The sequence below is a fragment of the Bradyrhizobium sp. UFLA05-125 genome (assembly GCF_059803515.1).
On sequence record NZ_JBANBJ010000024.1, the window covers coordinates 43,464 to 59,781 of the forward strand.

14 protein-coding genes are annotated in these 16,318 nt (G+C 64.9%); 10 read left to right on the forward strand and 4 right to left on the reverse strand.

The window, feature by feature from the left end; all coding sequences use genetic code 11:
- Positions 1-53 precede the first annotated feature (53 nt).
- Entirely contained in the window at positions 54-914 is an 861-nt protein-coding gene (locus SO156_RS21615; RefSeq protein ID WP_458144103.1) for a YihY/virulence factor BrkB family protein, read from the forward strand.
- Here SO156_RS21615 and SO156_RS21620 read toward each other — a convergent pair.
- Both SO156_RS21620 and gluQRS read right to left on the reverse strand, forming a co-directional pair.
- The gene (locus SO156_RS21620) at positions 841-2,178 is read right to left on the reverse strand and encodes an ATP-binding protein (RefSeq protein WP_498536177.1); all 1,338 of its coding nucleotides are present in this window, start codon (positions 2,176-2,178) and stop codon (positions 841-843) included. The two genes, SO156_RS21615 and SO156_RS21620, sit on opposite strands and share 74 nt — an antisense overlap.
- A gap of 87 nt (positions 2,179-2,265) precedes the next feature.
- On the reverse strand, positions 2,266-3,138 hold the full coding sequence (gluQRS, locus tag SO156_RS21625; protein WP_498536178.1) for a tRNA glutamyl-Q(34) synthetase GluQRS: 873 nt from the start codon (positions 3,136-3,138) through the stop codon (positions 2,266-2,268).
- 185 nt (positions 3,139-3,323) lie between these two features.
- Here gluQRS and SO156_RS21630 point away from each other — a divergent pair, with 185 nt between their 5' ends.
- The 8 genes from SO156_RS21630 (at position 3,324) to SO156_RS21665 (ending at position 10,995) form a co-directional block, all read left to right on the forward strand.
- Complete coding sequence (locus SO156_RS21630) at positions 3,324-4,064, forward strand: DNA-3-methyladenine glycosylase family protein (RefSeq protein WP_498536179.1); 741 nt, start codon at positions 3,324-3,326, stop codon at positions 4,062-4,064.
- Positions 4,061-5,146, forward strand: a complete 1,086-nt coding sequence (locus SO156_RS21635) for a DUF2855 family protein (protein WP_498536180.1) — start codon at positions 4,061-4,063, stop codon at positions 5,144-5,146. Before SO156_RS21630 ends, SO156_RS21635 begins: the two co-directional genes overlap by 4 nt.
- Before the next feature lie 75 nt (positions 5,147-5,221).
- Positions 5,222-6,985, forward strand: coding sequence for a flavin-containing monooxygenase (locus SO156_RS21640; RefSeq protein WP_498536181.1), 1,764 nt, complete (start codon positions 5,222-5,224; stop codon positions 6,983-6,985).
- A 126-nt stretch (positions 6,986-7,111) separates the two neighbouring features.
- A complete protein-coding gene (locus SO156_RS21645; RefSeq protein ID WP_498536182.1) occupies positions 7,112-8,083 on the forward strand; it encodes a peptidyl-alpha-hydroxyglycine alpha-amidating lyase family protein in 972 nt (323 codons plus the stop codon).
- 300 nt (positions 8,084-8,383) lie between these two features.
- Complete coding sequence (locus tag SO156_RS21650) at positions 8,384-8,941, forward strand: HNH endonuclease (protein ID WP_080135068.1); 558 nt, start codon at positions 8,384-8,386, stop codon at positions 8,939-8,941.
- A 138-nt stretch (positions 8,942-9,079) separates the two neighbouring features.
- Positions 9,080-9,274 (forward strand): hypothetical protein, encoded by a 195-nt coding sequence (locus tag SO156_RS21655; protein ID WP_458143971.1) that lies wholly within the window; start codon positions 9,080-9,082, stop codon positions 9,272-9,274.
- Between the two features lie 129 nt (positions 9,275-9,403).
- Positions 9,404-10,663: a glycosyltransferase family 87 protein gene (locus SO156_RS21660; protein WP_498536183.1), complete on the forward strand. Its 1,260-nt coding sequence runs from the start codon at positions 9,404-9,406 to the stop codon at positions 10,661-10,663.
- Between the two features lie 110 nt (positions 10,664-10,773).
- Positions 10,774-10,995, forward strand: a complete 222-nt coding sequence (locus SO156_RS21665) for a dodecin (protein ID WP_498536184.1) — start codon at positions 10,774-10,776, stop codon at positions 10,993-10,995.
- Positions 10,996-11,016: 21 nt separating this feature from the next.
- Here the strand turns inward: SO156_RS21665 and SO156_RS21670 are convergent, their stop codons facing one another.
- Together SO156_RS21670 and SO156_RS21675 are read right to left on the reverse strand one after the other, a co-directional pair.
- The gene (locus SO156_RS21670; protein ID WP_498536185.1) at positions 11,017-11,211 is read right to left on the reverse strand and encodes a hypothetical protein; all 195 of its coding nucleotides are present in this window, start codon (positions 11,209-11,211) and stop codon (positions 11,017-11,019) included.
- 171 nt (positions 11,212-11,382) lie between these two features.
- Positions 11,383-14,985 (reverse strand): autotransporter family protein, encoded by a 3,603-nt coding sequence (locus SO156_RS21675; RefSeq protein ID WP_498536186.1) that lies wholly within the window; start codon positions 14,983-14,985, stop codon positions 11,383-11,385.
- Between the two features lie 375 nt (positions 14,986-15,360).
- On the opposite strand from SO156_RS21675, the gene SO156_RS21680 reads away from it, so the two are divergent.
- A complete protein-coding gene (locus SO156_RS21680) occupies positions 15,361-16,317 on the forward strand; it encodes a helix-turn-helix domain-containing protein (protein WP_498536187.1) in 957 nt (318 codons plus the stop codon).
- Position 16,318: the final 1 nt, after the last annotated feature.

The window sequence follows — 16,318 nt, forward strand, 5'->3', positions numbered from 1 at the left end:
GAGCAGCGCCGGGGTTCGCAGTGAGGCAGATCCGCTACCTCTACCTCGTTGTGATGGACGCGTTCTATACGTTCCTGGCTGACGACGGCTGGGCGATCGCGAGCCATATCGCGCTGTCGACGCTGATGGCGTTGTTCCCCTTCCTGATCGTGCTGACCTCGCTGGCGGGCTTTTTCGGCTCCAAGGAGCTCGCTGACCAGGCTGCGGGACTGATGCTGGAAGTCTGGCCCAGGCAGGTCGCCAACAGCCTCTCCGGCGAGATCCACGATGTGCTGACCACGACCCGCACCGACGTGCTGACCATCGGCGCGGTGCTTTCGGTCTACTTTGCCTCGAACGGCGTCGAGGCCTTGCGGGTCGCACTCAACCGCGCCTATGCGGTGGTCGAGATGCGGCGCTGGTACTGGCTGCGGCTGGAATCGATCGGCTATACGCTGGTGGCGGCCTTCACCGCCCTCGCCATGGCGTTCCTGATCGTGCTGGGACCGCTGCTGATCGAGGCGGCGAGACGGCACATTCCGCTCATCGTCGAATCCAACGAAAACATCCTGACCTGGGTGCGCTATGGCATCACGATCGGCGCGCTGATCGTGGCGCTGTTCATCCTGCACGCCTGGCTGCCGGCGGGGCGACGCGGCTTCCTCCAGATCCTGCCCGGCATCGTCTTCACCATGGTGGCGTCGCTGATCTCGGGCATCGTGTTCGGGCAATATCTGGCGCGCTTCGCCAACAACTACGTGACGATGTATGCGGGGCTCGCCTCGGTGATCATCGCGCTGGTGTTCCTGTATTTCATCGCCGCGATCTTCGTCTATGGCGGCGAACTCAACGCTGCGATCATCAAGTCGCGGCTTCCTCACGGCGTCTCGCTTCAAGCAGCGCAGTCGCTAGCGCACGCGGAGACACGGGCTTGATCAGGAAGGCGTCGGCGCCGGCCTCGCGCGAGGCCGTCTCGTCCTCGCCGCGGCCGGAAATGCCGATGATCGGGATCTGACCGAGCGGGGGACACATCGTGCGGATGCGTTTGATCGCCTCGATGCCGTCGATGCCCGGCAACACCATGTCCATCAGCACCGCATCGAAAGCGCCTTGCGCAAGCCGGTTTTCCGCGTCCTCGCCACGACCGATGAACTCCGCATGATGGCCGAGTTCGGTCAGGATGGTGTTGAGCACGACGCGCCCGAACGGATTGTCCTCGACGCTGAGCACGCGCAAGCCCGTCGCCGCATCCTCCCCGCGACCGTCGTGCGCTCCTGACTCTGCGGATTTTTCCGCCTTGGCCGAGGTCAGGGAGACCGTCAATGTGAAGGTCGCACCGCCGCCGCGCCGGGGCGCGACCGTGATGTCGCCGCCCATTGCGCGCGCCAGCTGCTTCACCGATGACAGCCCGAGCCCGGCGCCGCCAAAGCGCGAGGCGATGGTGACATTGGCCTGCGAGAAGGGGCGGAACAGTCGCTTGATCTCGGCCATGGTCAGCCCGATACCACTGTCGGACACCGCGAAGGCGACGCCGATCTTGTGCCTGTCCTTGGCTTTGCCTTTGGCGGTTGGCGATGGCGTGGCCGAGAGCGCGACGCCCCCCTGCTCCGTGAACTTCACGGCGTTGTCGATCAGGTTTTCCAGCGCTGCACGCAGGCGGACGGGGTCACCGACCACCAGCGCGGGAAGCTTCGGCGAGATGTCGACCTGGGCCTGCAACCCCTTGGCGGCCGCCCGACCCGCAAGTGAGTTGCCGGCCGTGCGCGCAAGCGCGCGCAGGTCAAACAGATCCTGGCCGAGGCCACCGACGCCCTTGGCTGTCTTGGCGGCGTCCACGAACAGGGTCGCAAGGCTCGCCAGATGCTCCGCGCCGGCCTTGATGGTGTCGGCCCAACGGCGCTCGCGCTCACCAAGGTCCGAGGTCGCCAGCAGATCGCTGATCGCGAGGATTCCGGTCAGGGGGGTGCGGACCTCATGGGCAAAGGCCGCGAGTGCGGCCTGAACCACGTCTGCCGCGGCAGGTCTTGTGCTCGCCTTGGCACTGGTCTTGGCGCTGCGCTTGCCTGCCACCGCGGCACGCTGCTTTCCACGCGTGGCGGCAAGCGGCTTGGCACGCGACTTCACACGCGACTTGGCACGCCTCTTGGGCAGCCGCCCGGACGACCGCGTGGTGCGCGCGATGCGCGTTTTCGCCGCCATGTTTCCCCTTGAACCCCGGCTGGAGGTCACCATGGCACGGAGCGGCCCAGGGAGTCACGGAGGCGTTTTGCTAAACCCCAGAGAAACTTAACGTAATCCCACCAACGCGCGGATGTCGGCAGGGAGCGCTCCGGCCGCGCGCAACTCGCGCAAACCCGTGGCGCTATTTGATTTGGAGAGTTTTTGCCCCGCCGTATCGCGGATCAGCCGGTGGTGGCGATAGGCGGGCGCGGGCAGGCCGAGCAGCTCCTGGAGCAGGCGGTGGACCGACGTGGCCTGGAACAGGTCCTGACCGCGCACCACCTCGCTTACCCCCTGAAGCGCATCGTCGACGACGACCGAGAGGTGATAGCTCGTCGGCGTCTCCTTGCGCGCCAGGATGACGTCGCCCCAAGCCTGCGGTTCGGCAACAATACTGCCCTGCTCGCCCGCGGGCCCCTTCCCGTCTTCGCGCCAGGCGAGGTCAGCCACATGGCAAAAGGCGGCAGCCATGTCGAGCCGCAGCGCATAAGGCACGCCGGACGCGATCAGCCCCGCGCGCTCGTCCGCGGAGAGCGATTTCGCAGTGCCCGGATAAAGCGGCGCGCCGTCCGGATCGCGCGGCCAGGGGCTATCCACCTCGCGCTGTTTCACCAGCTTCGCGATCTCGGCACGGCTTTCGAAGGCGGGATAGACGAGGCCAAGGGCGGTGAGCCTGTCCAGCGCCGCGCGATAGGCGCCAAAATGCTCCGACTGCCGGCGCACCGGCGTCTCCCAGGCGATCCCGAGCCAGGCGAGGTCCTCGTAGATCGCCGCCTCGAACTCCACCCGGCAGCGCGCCCTGTCGATGTCCTCGATGCGCAGCAGAAAGCGCCCGCCCGTCTCACGCGCCCGATCGAAGTTGAGCAGCGCGGAGTAGGCGTGGCCGAGATGTAGGAAGCCATTCGGACTAGGGGCGAATCGGAAAACGGGTGGCGTCATGCGACAGACCTCGTCATGGCCGGGCTCGTCCCGGCCATCCACGTTCTTCAGTGCGGTACGACGATCATGTCAAGTTCACCAGCTGATACCCCAACGCCACTCATGCTAAGAATGACGACCGTCCTGGAGAGGCGTCATGGCCGGGACAAGCCCGGCCATGACGCAGACGGAGATCGTGTTCTGAAATGACCATCCACCTCGAAACCCAGTCTGATCTCGAAGAGGCCATTGAGGCGCTGGTCAAGCGTGATACCCGGCTGAAGCCGGTGCTGGAGGTCGCGGGCATGCCGAGCCTACGGCGGCGCGAGCCAGGCTTTGCGGGGCTGGCGCATATCGTCTGCGGCCAGCAGCTCTCGACCGCGAGCGCAGGCGCGATATGGGGACGGTTGAACACCGCCTTCGATCCGTTCGACCATGAGGCCGTGCGCCGCGCGCGCGCCGACCGACTCGGACGGCTTGGCCTATCGGCCGCCAAGATCAAGACGCTGAAACATCTCGCGCGCGAGCTCGCGGCCGAACGACTGAACTTCGACGTGCTCGCCGAGGAGGACGCCGACGCTGCGCATCACACGCTGATCGCGCTGCCCGGCATCGGGCCGTGGACCGCCGACGTCTATCTGTTGTTCTGCCTCGGCCACGGCGATGCCTGGCCCGCCGGCGACCTCGCCGTACAGGAGGGAATCCGCATCGGGCTGGGTTTGAAAACCCGCCCCACCGAGAAGCAGATGGCGCCGCTCGCCGAACCCTGGCGCCCCCTACGCGGCGCGGCTGCGCATCTGTGGTGGAGCTACTATCGCGCGGTCAAGAAACGCGAAGGCGTCATCGCGGGCGAAGCGAACGCCGTTTTAAACAATGTTGCTGTTGCAAAGCGCTCACGGGTGAAAGAGAAGATGCCGGCACGGAAAAAGCCGGGACCTTCACCATGACATCGACCGACTTCATCGTTGCGCGCAACGACCTCGAGCAATGCAAGCTGATCGAGACCGCAATTCCCGATGCAGCCAAGCTGCCGGCGGATGCGATGCTGGTAAAGGTCGAGCGCTTCGCGTTCACCGCCAACAACATCACCTATGCCGTGATGGGCGACGAGCTGAAATACTGGCAGATCTTTCCGGCGCCGCAAGGCTTCGGCAACATCCCGGTATGGGGATTTGGCGAGGTCATCGCATCGAAACATCCTGGCGTCGCCATCGGAGAGCGGTTGTTCGGCTATTTCCCGATGGCAACGCATCTCGTCATCGAGGCGGTCGACGTGAGCAAGCGCGCTCTTCGCGACGGCGCCGAGCATCGCAAGCAGGTGTCGCCGGTCTATAACGTGTATTCCCGTGTCACCGGGGATCCGGCGTTCGCCGGGCATCAGGGCGATCTCCAGGCGCTGCTGCGGCCGCTGTTCATGCTCTCTTTCCTCGTGGACGATTTCCTCGCCGAGAACGACGATTTTGGCGCGCGCAGTGTGCTGCTCTCGAGTGCATCGAGCAAGACCGCGTTCGGGCTCGCGCATCTCCTGCACAGCCGCGGGCGCAAGGTGATCGGACTGACCTCGGCCGGCAATGCTTCCTTCGTCGGCTCGCTGCCCTGCTACGATGAGGTCGTCACGTATGATCGCGTCAGCTCGCTGCCGACGGATATTCCGGTCGCCTTCGTCGACATGGCCGGCAGCAGCGCGTTGCGGGGCGAGCTGCACCACCACTTCGGCGACCAGACGGCATGCTCACTGCGCGTTGGATTGACGCATCGCGCGACCGACGCCGACGAAGGTGCGCTGCCGGGTGCGAAGCCACGCTGGTTCTTCGCACCGGATCACATGCGCAAGCGGGCGAAGGACTGGGGCCCGGGCGGTATCGACCAACGCTTTGGCGTGGCATGGTCAGGCTTTGCGCCGATGCTCGAAAAATGCCTCGCCGTGATCGAGAACCGTGGGGCCGAGGCAGTGCAGCAGATCTATCTCGACACGCTGAAGGGGCGTATTCCGCCTGAGCAGGGCCACATGCTTTCCCTACTGGGGTAGTCGGCTTTTGGCTCCTGCCAAAACAGTATAGCGTTGACCTGAGGAAACGCCGCGAAGACGGCCACGAGGTCGCGCATGCTGGACAGGACGAAGGACATTCTTGTGTCCGCGCAAACCTGGCTCGACCAGTTCGAGCAGGCGCTCGGCGACCCCGGTCATGGCGCGCTGCATAAGCTCTTCCTGGCCGACAGCTACTGGCGCGACGTGCTGGCGCTAAGCTGGAACCTGCAAACGATCGCCGGCCGCGACGCGACCGTGCGGGAATTGAGCACGCTCGCATCCGAAGCTGCGCCAAGTTCTTTCGAGATCGCATCGAGCCGCGCGCCGCCGCGCTGGGTGACTCGCGCCGGAACCAAGACGATCGAGGCGATCTTCTCGTTCGAAACCGCCGTCGGACGCGGCAGCGGCATCGTTCGGCTGCTGCCCGATGCCGATGACGGCGACCGCCTGAAGGCGTGGACACTGCTCACCGCGCTGGAGGAGCTGAAGGGATTTGAGGAGCAGCTCAACCGGACTCGGCCGCGCGGCCAGGCCTATTCGCGCGACTTCCGCGGGCCGAACTGGCTCGATCTGCGCAAGGCATCCGGCGATTATGCCGATCGAGATCCGGCCGTGCTGGTGATCGGCGGCGGTCAGGCCGGGCTGGCGATCGCGGCGCGGCTGAAGCAGTTGAACGTCGACACGCTGATCGTCGATCGCTGGCCACGCATCGGCGACAATTGGCGCAAACGCTATCACGCGCTCACCCTGCACAACCAGGTGCAGGTCAATCACCTGCCCTACATGCCGTTTCCGGCGAACTGGCCGGTCTATATCCCCAAGGACAAGCTCGCGAACTGGTTCGAGGCCTACGTCGATGCGATGGAGCTGAACTATTGGACCGGTACCGAGTTCGAGGGCGGCACTTACGACTATGCGAAGGAATGCTGGATGGTCACGCTGCGCTGCGCCGACGGCACGACGCGCACCATGCATCCGCGCCATGTGGTGATGGCGACCGGCGTCAGCGGAATCCCGAACATGCCCGATATTCCGAGCCTGAAGGATTTCAACGGCACGCTCGTGCATTCCAGCCGCTATGAGGACGGCGAGAACTGGGCCGGCAAGCGCGCGATCGTCATCGGCACCGGCAATAGCGGCCATGACATTGCGCAGGATCTCTACTCCAGCGGCGCGGAGGTGACGCTGGTGCAGCGCTCACCGACGCTGGTTACCAATATCGAACCTTCGGCACAGCTCGCCTACGCGACCTACAACGAGGGCACGCTCGAGGACAACGACCTGATCGCGAGCTCGATGCCGACGCCGCTCGCGGAGAAGACCCATGTGATGCTGACGGAGCAGTCGAAGACGCTCGACAAGGAGCTCTTGGACGGCCTGCGGCGCATCGGCTTCAAGCTCGACTTCGGCGAAGGCGGCACTGGCTGGCAGTTCAAATACCTCACCCGCGGCGGCGGCTATTACTTCAACGTCGGCTGCTCCGATCTCGTCGTGAAGGGCGCGATCGGGCTCAGGCAATTCGAGGACATCGAAAGCTTCGTCGCCGAGGGCGCGCGGATGAAGGACGGCGCGATCATATCCGCCGACCTCATCGTGCTCTCAACGGGCTACAAGCCGCAAGCCTATCTGGTGCGAAAACTGTTCGGCGATGCCGTCGCCGACCGCGTCGGCCCGATCTGGGGCTTTGGCGACGGCCTTGAGCTGCGCAACATGTATGCGCGCACGAAGCAGCCCGGCCTGTGGTTCATCGCCGGCAGCCTGGCGCAATGCCGCATCAATTCGAGATTCCTGGCGCTCCAGATCAAGGCGATCGAGGAAGGGATGTTGGGGCGAACATGACCCTCGTCATTCCGGGGCGCGCGTCAGCGCGAGCCCGGAATCCATCCATCCGCGCGATATGTTGCACAATGGATTCCGGGCTCGCGACTTCGTCGCGCCCCGGAATGACAGAAGGAGGGACAACCAATGCCAGCCATACTCGGCTCGGGCGAGCATCGTTACCGCGTTGTCGAAAACTGGGCCAAACTGCCGGACGGCTGGCAGCTCACGGACGTCGCGTCCGTCGCAGTCGACAGCAAGGACCGCATCTACGTCTTCAACCGCGGCGCCCATCCGATGGTGGTGCTCGACCGCGAGGGCAGTTTCCTGCGCAGTTGGGGTGAGGGACTGTTTAACCGCGCCCACGGTCTGCATATCGACGCCGACGACAATCTCTATTGCACCGATCACGGCGATCACACTGTGCGCAAGTGCACCCCCGACGGCAAGGTGCTGTTGACGATCGGCATCCCCGAGAAGCCCACGCCGTTCATGAGCGGCAATCCGTTCCATCGCTGCACCCACACCGCGCTGTCGCCGAAGGGCGAGGTCTACGTCTCCGACGGCTACGGCAACGCCCGCGTCCACAAGTTTACACCCGACGGCAAGCTGATGATGAGCTGGGGCGAGCCCGGCACTGATCCCGGGCAGTTCAACATCGTTCACAACATCGCCACCGACACCGACGGTTATGTCTACGTCGCCGACCGCGAGAATCATCGCGTGCAAGTGTTCGACGGCAACGGCAGATACGAGACGCAGTGGAACAACCTGCACCGGCCTTGTGCGCTGTGCTGCTGCGGCGGCAAGCAGCCGACCTTCGTGATCGGCGAGCTCGGACCCGGCATGGCCGTCAACCGCAAGGTGCCCAATCTCGGGCCGCGGCTATCGATCGTCGATGCCAAGGGAAAGCGGATCGCGCGGCTCGGCGGCGAGGACGGGCCGGGGGTTGCGAGCGGAAAATTCCTGGCGCCGCACGGCATCGCGCTGGACTCGAAAGGCGACATCTATGTCGGTGAGGTCGGCGTCACCGACTGGAAGACGAGTTTTCCCGACGAGGAAATGCCGGCGGTGGTGCGCGCCACGCGGTGTCTGCAGAAGCTGGAGCGGCTGCGCTAGCTAGCGTCTTATTGCGTGACCGGCGGCAGCGCCGACGTCCCCGATCACGACCTGTTGTTCCCGGAAGGGGCGCGCGAGCATTCGCCGAGGAAGCGCGCCACCGAATCAGTGGCGCGCCGGCGGATCGGCGGATTGCCGCGCAGTGAATGACACTTCTCCGAATAACGGCTTTTTTGCAGCCTGTTCCAGCCCACCGGCGCCCTTAATAAGTCGCTCAACGGGCTTCACAATCCCGTCACGCTGCATGTAGTATGTCAATACATGCTGCTTCGCAGCGTACATGGAGGCCAGGAGCGTTACTTGAACGCACATGTCTCGCAAGGCAGTTGGCCGGTCTTGGTGCTGAATGCGGATTTCCGGCCGCTGAGCTACTACCCGCTGTCTCTCTGGTCGTGGCAGGACGCGATCAAGGCGGTGTTTCTCGATCGCGTCAACATCGTCGCCCACTACGACCAGGCGGTACGAAGTCCGACGTTGGAGATGCAACTACCGAGCGTCGTCTCGCTCAAATCCTTCGTCAAGCCGACCACCCATCCTGCCTTCACCCGGTTCAACGTCTTCCTCCGCGACCGCTTCAATTGCCAATATTGTGGCTCGCCCGAGGACCTCACCTTCGATCACATCATCCCGCGCAGCAAAGGCGGCCAGACCACCTGGGAGAACGTGGTCGCGGCCTGCTCGCCCTGCAATTTGCGCAAGGGGAATCTCACGCCGGCGCAGGCGAAAATGTTTCCGAGGCAGGCCGCGTTTGCGCCGACCGTGCACCAGCTCCACCGCAACGGCCGCCTCTTTCCGCCGAACTATCTTCACGACAGCTGGCTCGATTATTTGTACTGGGATACCGAGCTGGATCCGTAGAGTTTTACCCGCGTTTCTCTCCATGAGTCTGGCAGAGAAGCGCGAACCTGCGGGACCGACCGGCGATTTCCGGCGTTGGCGCTAGCTTGCCGCGGCCGCGGGACGGGAACTTATCGGCACGCCGGACGTTGTATCCGTATGACAGTCGATCATTCGGTACGCCCGCCCCGCATTCTCACGCCTGACGAGCGCAGGGCGCGCGACGAGGCGCGACGGGCCGATGCGGAGCAGGCCATGCGCGAGCATGAGGCCGCGCAGAAGGCGCTCTATTCCAACATGGAGCGGCTGAGGGCGGAGCGGCGGGCGCGCGAAGCCCGATCGAAAGACCGATAGGCCCGCGTCTCGCGGGCTCGGGGCGCCAAATCCTTTCCGGTTCGTTACCGTCCTTTAAGCCTCCCACGGCAATCTCGGGCCTGATGGGCGATGTAGTTTTGTGCACGCCGCCACCGGGCCGAGATCGTCATGCTTGCCGAAGCGCTGGAGCAGATTCAGTCCTCGCCGTCGAGGCGGGCGATCTATGTGCGGGTCATCCTCGCCGCACTGGCGGCGATCGTCATCGTCAAGACGTTCTGGTTCGCACGCATCGGTCCCTGGCACTTTCGCGAGCTCGCCGATTTCGACGCGTTTCACATCGTGGCACAACGGGTCTGGCTCGGCGATGTCGGCGAGGTCTACCGGCTCGCGACCTTCGGCAAGATGCAGGCAGACGCGGCCGGCGGCACGACCGGTGTGATGCCCTGGACCTACCCGCCGCAATTCGACCTGCTGCTTGCACCGCTCGCCTTGCTGCCGGTCGGTGCAGCATATCTGATGTTCACCGCCCTAACGCTCGCGCTCTATCTCGTCGCGTTATGGGCGATCGCGCGCGAGAAGCTCGCACAAGTCCTGATCATCTCGTTTCCCGCACTCGTGGTCACGATCGGCTGCGGCCAGAACGGCTTTCTCACCGGTGCGTTGATCGGCCTGTTCTGCCTCACCTTGCAGAAGCGCGCGGTGCTTGCGGGGCTTGCGCTCGGCGCGATGGTCATCAAGCCGCATCTTGCCGTCGCCGCAGCCGTCTATCTCCTGGTGACGCGTCGCTGGACCGCGATCACCGCTGCCGCAGCGGTAGTGCTCGTGAGCTCACTCGTCTGCACGCTGATTTTCGGCCCCCAGATCTGGGCCGCACTTGTAGCCTCGGTGCGGGAGTCGGCGAGCTATCTCGACCAGGGCTTCTACCAGCTCTTCCGGATGATCTCGGCCTATGCGGCGCTGCATACGGCAGGCATACCCGCCACGGGTGCCATCTGGGGACAGATCGCCGTCGCTACGTTCGCGCTGCTTGCGGTCGTGCTCAGCGCCTTGCGCGGGCCCTCGCCAGGCTTCGCGCTCGCCGTCACCGCGATGGCCTCGGTGATGATCAGTCCCTATGCCTATGACTACGACCTGCCGATGCTGGGGATCGGCCTGGCACTCGCGCTCCCGGACCTTGACCACATCGCGTCGACACGCGAACGCAGCGCGATGTACGGGCTGATCCTGCTCGCCGGCGCCTATGGGCTCGCGCTGTCGACGCAGGCGTCGGGGCAGCAAGCCGCACCGGCCATGGCCGGTTTTGCCTTGATGGCCGTGCTCGCGCTGCTGCTGCGATGGCAATTGCGCGATGAGGCAGCCGTTCGCGACGGCAGCGCGGGTCACCTGCCGCGCAGTGCCCTCCGCGATGCCCTCCATGTGCCCGACTAGAAACCGGCGGCCAGGCTGCGCGTTCACCTCTGGACTTCGTTCAGGCGCAGTTTAGTCTCTTCAGACGGAAATCCTGACTTGCGCCCTGCCGCCACTCATGGAGGTTCGTCATGACTGCTCAAGACAAGGATCACGTCTACAAGATCCTGGAACTGGTCGGATCGTCGGAAAAGTCGATCGAGGACGCGATCCAGAACGCGATCAGCCGCGCTGCAAAAACCATCCGCGAGATGAAATGGTTCGAGGTCGTGCAAACGCGCGGCCATATCGAGAACGGCACCGTGCGCCACTACCAGGTCACGCTGCGCGTCGGCTTCACGCTCGAGGCATGAACCGGCGCCTGACGAAATCGATCACCGGTCGTGGTTCGGGACCCATTCCTCGGCGGTCGAGTCCCAATGATGGGTATCGTCGAAATGCCGCCAGGGCGGTCGCTGGGGTTCGAGCTCAGTGGGCATTTTTCGCAGTTGGAAGATGAGCGCACCAAGCCTGGTCGTCCAGCCGCGAGTGCTCTGTTCCAGGTTCGGCCTGTTGACGGTGGTGAGCATCGACACCTCCTTCAAGCAAGAAGCCCGGTCATTCTAGCATCAGCAGAACCATACCGGTGTAAAAAGCTTCACACTCCAGAATGAACCTTTCCAGCTCCTTTTGGGTCAAAAAGAAGGGCGTGGCGTCCCACATCCATCGGTACCGCAACAGGGGTGTGGTCGGCCGACCGCTCACCAAGCGTAGCGAACGGTGCCCTTGCCTGAGTAAGACTGCGTGACGTTCGAAAACTCGCCTTCAAACGTTCCCGCGGCCGACCAGCCGTTCAGCCATCTCATTTCCACGGACGCGGTCGTAAGTGCTGAGTCGCGCGCCTGCGCGGCGCCGTTGACGACGAAACTTGCGCCGGGCAGCGCCACGAAGGTCGCAGCGATCGAACGGTCCGGACTGAAATCATGCGCCCAGGCAAAACGGCCGCGCAACGTCAGCACGCCGTCCGGCATGGCAAAGGACTTGTCGGTGCGCATACCCAACTCGCTGCGAGTGTCGGTGACGCTCTTTGACGCGTAGCTCAACGCGAATGCTGACGTGCCGGAGATAACCTGCTCGGCATAGGCCGGCAGATCGAACGTCGTGAACTGCGCCGCGCCATAGGGCGTGAGGCCGATCCCGCCGATCCACGGCGCGACGAAGCGATAGCCGCCTTCGAGGCGGCCGGAAAACGCATTGGCGTTGAATTCGGCGCGCAGATGATCGGCGCCGGCGATCGTCACCGTGCGATCGGTGGTGATGTCCTGCCAGCCATAGGCAAGCGCGGCGGAGATGTACGCCGGACCATTGGTGTGGCGCAGATAGGCGCCGGCCTGGAACAGGTCGGAGCGGCCGGAGCCGAGACCGCTCGCGACGCTGAAATTGGTCCCGCCGCCGGCCAGCGCAAAGCCGGCGAGCGTATGTGCCGAGACTTGGTAGTCAGCTCCGACGGCGGTGCCAAACACGCGACTCGTGGTGTCGTTCGAAGCCGTCACCGTGTTGCCGTCGGTCGCTTGCGCCCCGCCGAAGCCTGCGGCCCACACGCTCCAGCGCGGCTCGAAGCTCTTCGGCGGCGCCTTGGTGACCATGGCAAAGGCGTCGGTCCGCTTGCTTGCGGCGTAAGCGCTGACGTCATCCTCGTCTGCAAAGCCGGACACGCCGCCGGTCGACTCCATTCCGCCGCTGCGCGCCGCGGAGGGATCGGTCAGCAGACCCATGAACTGGCCCATGGCATTGAACGTCGTCTGCTGCGAGGCGGTGGCGAGCTCTCCGGAGGCTTGCGCCAGGCCGGCCGGCGTCAGCGCGCCATAGAGAAGCGGAATGCTGCCATTGGCATTGAATAAACTGCTCAGCGCGTTGCCGACCGCCTGCTGATTGCCGTTCAACCCACCAGGAATCGCAAAATTCAGGATCAGGTTGAGATAGGCATCGTGGGCGTCATAGCTCAGTGTGGCGTGGAAGTTCGTCGGCAGGTTGGTGTGGACGACGGTCGATGCGAAGGTCCCGGACACGCCACCGCTCGCGGTGAGGATGGTGTAGGTCTTGCTGATGTAGCTGCCGCTGGCGAACACCGCATTGACCGTGGCGCCGCCGAGCGTCGCCGTTCCGGTGACACTCGCATAGGATGCCGTCGACGGGTTGACCTGAACGAGATAGATCGCACCCGACTGGAAGGCGAGATTGCCATTGATCGTCATCAAGCTGCCGGGCGTGCCGTTGCCAGGCGCAAACGTGCCACCGCTGTTGACATAGGTGTCGCCGACTGAACCGCTGCCGGTCAGCGTGCCGCCGCTGTTGACGGTGGGATCGCTGAGCGTGCCGATGACATCGAGGATGCCGCCGTTGACCGTCGAACCGCCGGTGTAGGTGTTCGTACCGGTCAGAACCGTCGTGCCGCTCGTCGTGGTCAGGCTCGCGCTGCCGCCGATGCCGTTGAGGACACCGCCGGTCGAGGTGATCGCCGCATTCAGATTGCCGTTCTGGATCGTTCCGCCGGCGAGACTGACAGCCGCCTGCGTCTGCGTCGTGCCGCCCAGGTCGAGCGTGCCGCCAGCAACCGTCGTCGTGCCGGTCACAGCACCGAGCGTGCCAGCCCCTGAGAGCTGCAAGGTGCCCGCCGAAATGGTCGTGCCGCCGGAATAGGTATTGGCGCCTGAAAGCACCAGCGTGCCCGGCCCCGCCATCTCGAGAAAACCGGGCGAGGTGCCATCGGAAATCACGCCGGAGATGGTCTGCGTCGTTCCGGACGGCGGCGTGAAGGTCGGATCGCCGGAGATCGTGATGTTGTTCGCGATGGTGAAATTGCCGGTGCTTGCGAAAGAGAGCGTCGTCCCTTCGGCCATCGCGAGCGTCCCGGTGCCGAGCGCGGCATTGTTGCCGACCACGAGCGTGCCAGCGTTCAGCGTCGTGCCGCCGCTATAGGTGTTGGCAGCCGACAGCGTCAGCGTGCCGCCATTGCTCTTGGTGATCGCGACGCTGCCACCCTGATCGGCCACGTTCGTCCCACCGCCCGGATTGGTGCCGCCGGAGCCGATGTAGTCGGCGATGCCATCGGCAATGGACTGGTTGCCTGAGCCGAAGCCGAGCACGGTGCTCGAGCCGCTGGTGCCTTGGAAGAAGATACCGGAGCCGAACGCCGAGCCGGAGCCGCCACCATTGAAGCCGCTGCCGCCGGATACACTGCCCGCCACCTGGGAGAGATCCCCCTGGACGGTGACCGTTCCGCCGCTCTGCACGAAGATTGCGCCGCCCGCGCCGAGGCCACCGCCGCCACCGGAATTAGAATTCACGCCAATACCACCGTTGCCGGCACCGAAGCCGCCTGCGCCTGCTGTTGCTGTGCTGCCATACGTGAACCCGCCACCGCCGCCCCCAAACCCGCCGGCCCCGCCAGTCTGAACAGCGCTGCTGGACGCCGAGCCGCCGCCGCCTCCATATCCGCCAGCGCCGCCTCTTGCCGATGAACCCGCATTGGCGGCACCGCCACCGCCGCCGAAACCGCCAGCCCCCCCAACAACGCTTCCGGAATCGGAGGCAGCTCCGCCGCCGCCGCTGGCAAATCCGCCGGTACCGCCCGTCACATTAGCGGCTCCGCTGACGACCGTGGCTGTCCCGCCATTTGGGCCGCCGCCATTGAACGAGGCGCTTGGCGCGTCGGAGCCGACGAAAAGGCCTCCACCGCCGCTCGGGACGTTTGCATTGCCCTGTCCGCCCATGCCGCCGCCGCCTCCCCCTCCCCCCGGTCCGAGCACCGCGTTGCCACCGTTCGCGTGGGCGTTTGACACCGCGACGTTCGACAGGGTCAATGCCCCGTTGCTGGAGACGAAGACCGCGCCGCCGAGCCCGGCGCCGGCACCGGAGCCCAAGCCGCTTCCCCCCTGCGCCACTGCGTTGGCGATGGATAAATTCTTCAACGTGACCGCGTAGGTCGAGCCGGTTGTGCCGGCATCGCCGATGAAGAAAGGCCGATAGATGCCCGCTCCGCTGATGGTCGGATTGTTGCCGTTGCCGTCAATGGTGACGTTCTTGGTGATGATCGGCAATTCGCTCTGGAGCGTGATGGTGCCACCGACCTGGAACAGGATGGTGTCGCCGCTGGCGGCACTAGTCATGGCGGCACGGAGGCTGCCTGCACCGCTGTCGGCCGTGGTCGTCACCACCAGGGTCGCTGCGCGCGCCTCGCTGGGAAGGCCGATCGTCATCACTGCCGCTGTGACCCCGGCAAGCGCTACGCGCAAACAGGCGACGAGCCGGAAGCTCGCATACCCAATCGGCAGGCAGAACGGCGGGCCTAATCTGGTTGTCATGGAAAGCCTCGGACGCAAATCCAGCCGCACCCGACCAAGAAACAGGCAGCGACAATAAACGAAACTGGAACGGGCTTAGCAGGCAACCCGCGCGGCCGATGTGCCCAGAGTCTCAGCCGCCAATTCCCACCGGTACTGATGCAATCGCATCACAACTTCCGCGCACGCCTTGCCAATTCCACACGATTGCTCGAAGCTGGCCGGGTCATTTAGATACGGCGTTTGGATGTCTGTGCTCCGGATGGTCTTCGTCCGTGCGGCTTGGCTTGGTCGGGGGACGGGATGGACGGAGCGTCAGCGAACGCGGGCACGCGATCGAGCGACGGCACACATGAGGGCTTACGCGGCCCGGAGGCGGTGAAACAGCTTCGCATCATGCTCGCAGATCTCTGCGACCTGATCCCGCTCACCGCCGAGGCAGATTTCCGCTTCACGTCGCGGACAAAAATGATCGGCAATGCCCTGCTGGTGGAGTCGCTGGTCAGCGATCTGGAATATGACCGGACGCCGGCACACATCGCCCGGGGAGGGCTCGATCACTATAACATCGCCCTGTGCGTCGAAGGTGAGATGTGGTTCGGCTCCGGCCGGCGCGAAGTGACGTTGAGGCCCGGCGACATCTGCCTGCTCGACATGGGCCAGCCGAACCGCACGGTGCAACGCGGCGGCGGCGGTCGAACCCGGATCATCGCGATCATTCTGCAACGCGCGATGCTGGTCCCACGCCTTGCGCATCCTGACTCGGCGACGGCGATCTTGCTGCCGTCGGACCACCCCCATGCACGTCTGCTCGGGAAACACTTCGCGGCGCTGATGCTGGCTCCGGCCCCCGAGGCCGGCAGCGCCGAGGCCACGATCGAGGCGATCGCGGAGATCGTCGCGGCGGTTGCCGGCGGCGCGGCCGACATTGCCGAGGGCGTTGAGCGGGCCGAGCGGCATCTTTATCTCACGATGATCAAGCGCCACATCGCCGGCCATCTCACCGACACGCTCACTGCCGGCGAGCTCTGCCGCCAATTCCAGATTTCGCGCGCGAGCCTCTACCGGCTGCTCGAAGCCGACGGGGGCCTGGCGCATTACATCAGGGAGCAACGGCTCAACCACGCCTTGCGACTCCTGATATCTCCGGCCGCGCAGGACACGCGTCTGATCGACCTCGCCGTCGACCTGCACTTCAGCAGCGACTCCACCTTCATCCGGGCGTTCCGGCGAAAGTTCGGCCTGACGCCGGGCGAGCTCAGGGAGATGTACGATACGTGGCTGCGCGAGACCGGCGCGGTGCCGGCGTTCGACACGGTGCTGCATCAACTGGCCCGTCGGCGCGCGCCGTAGA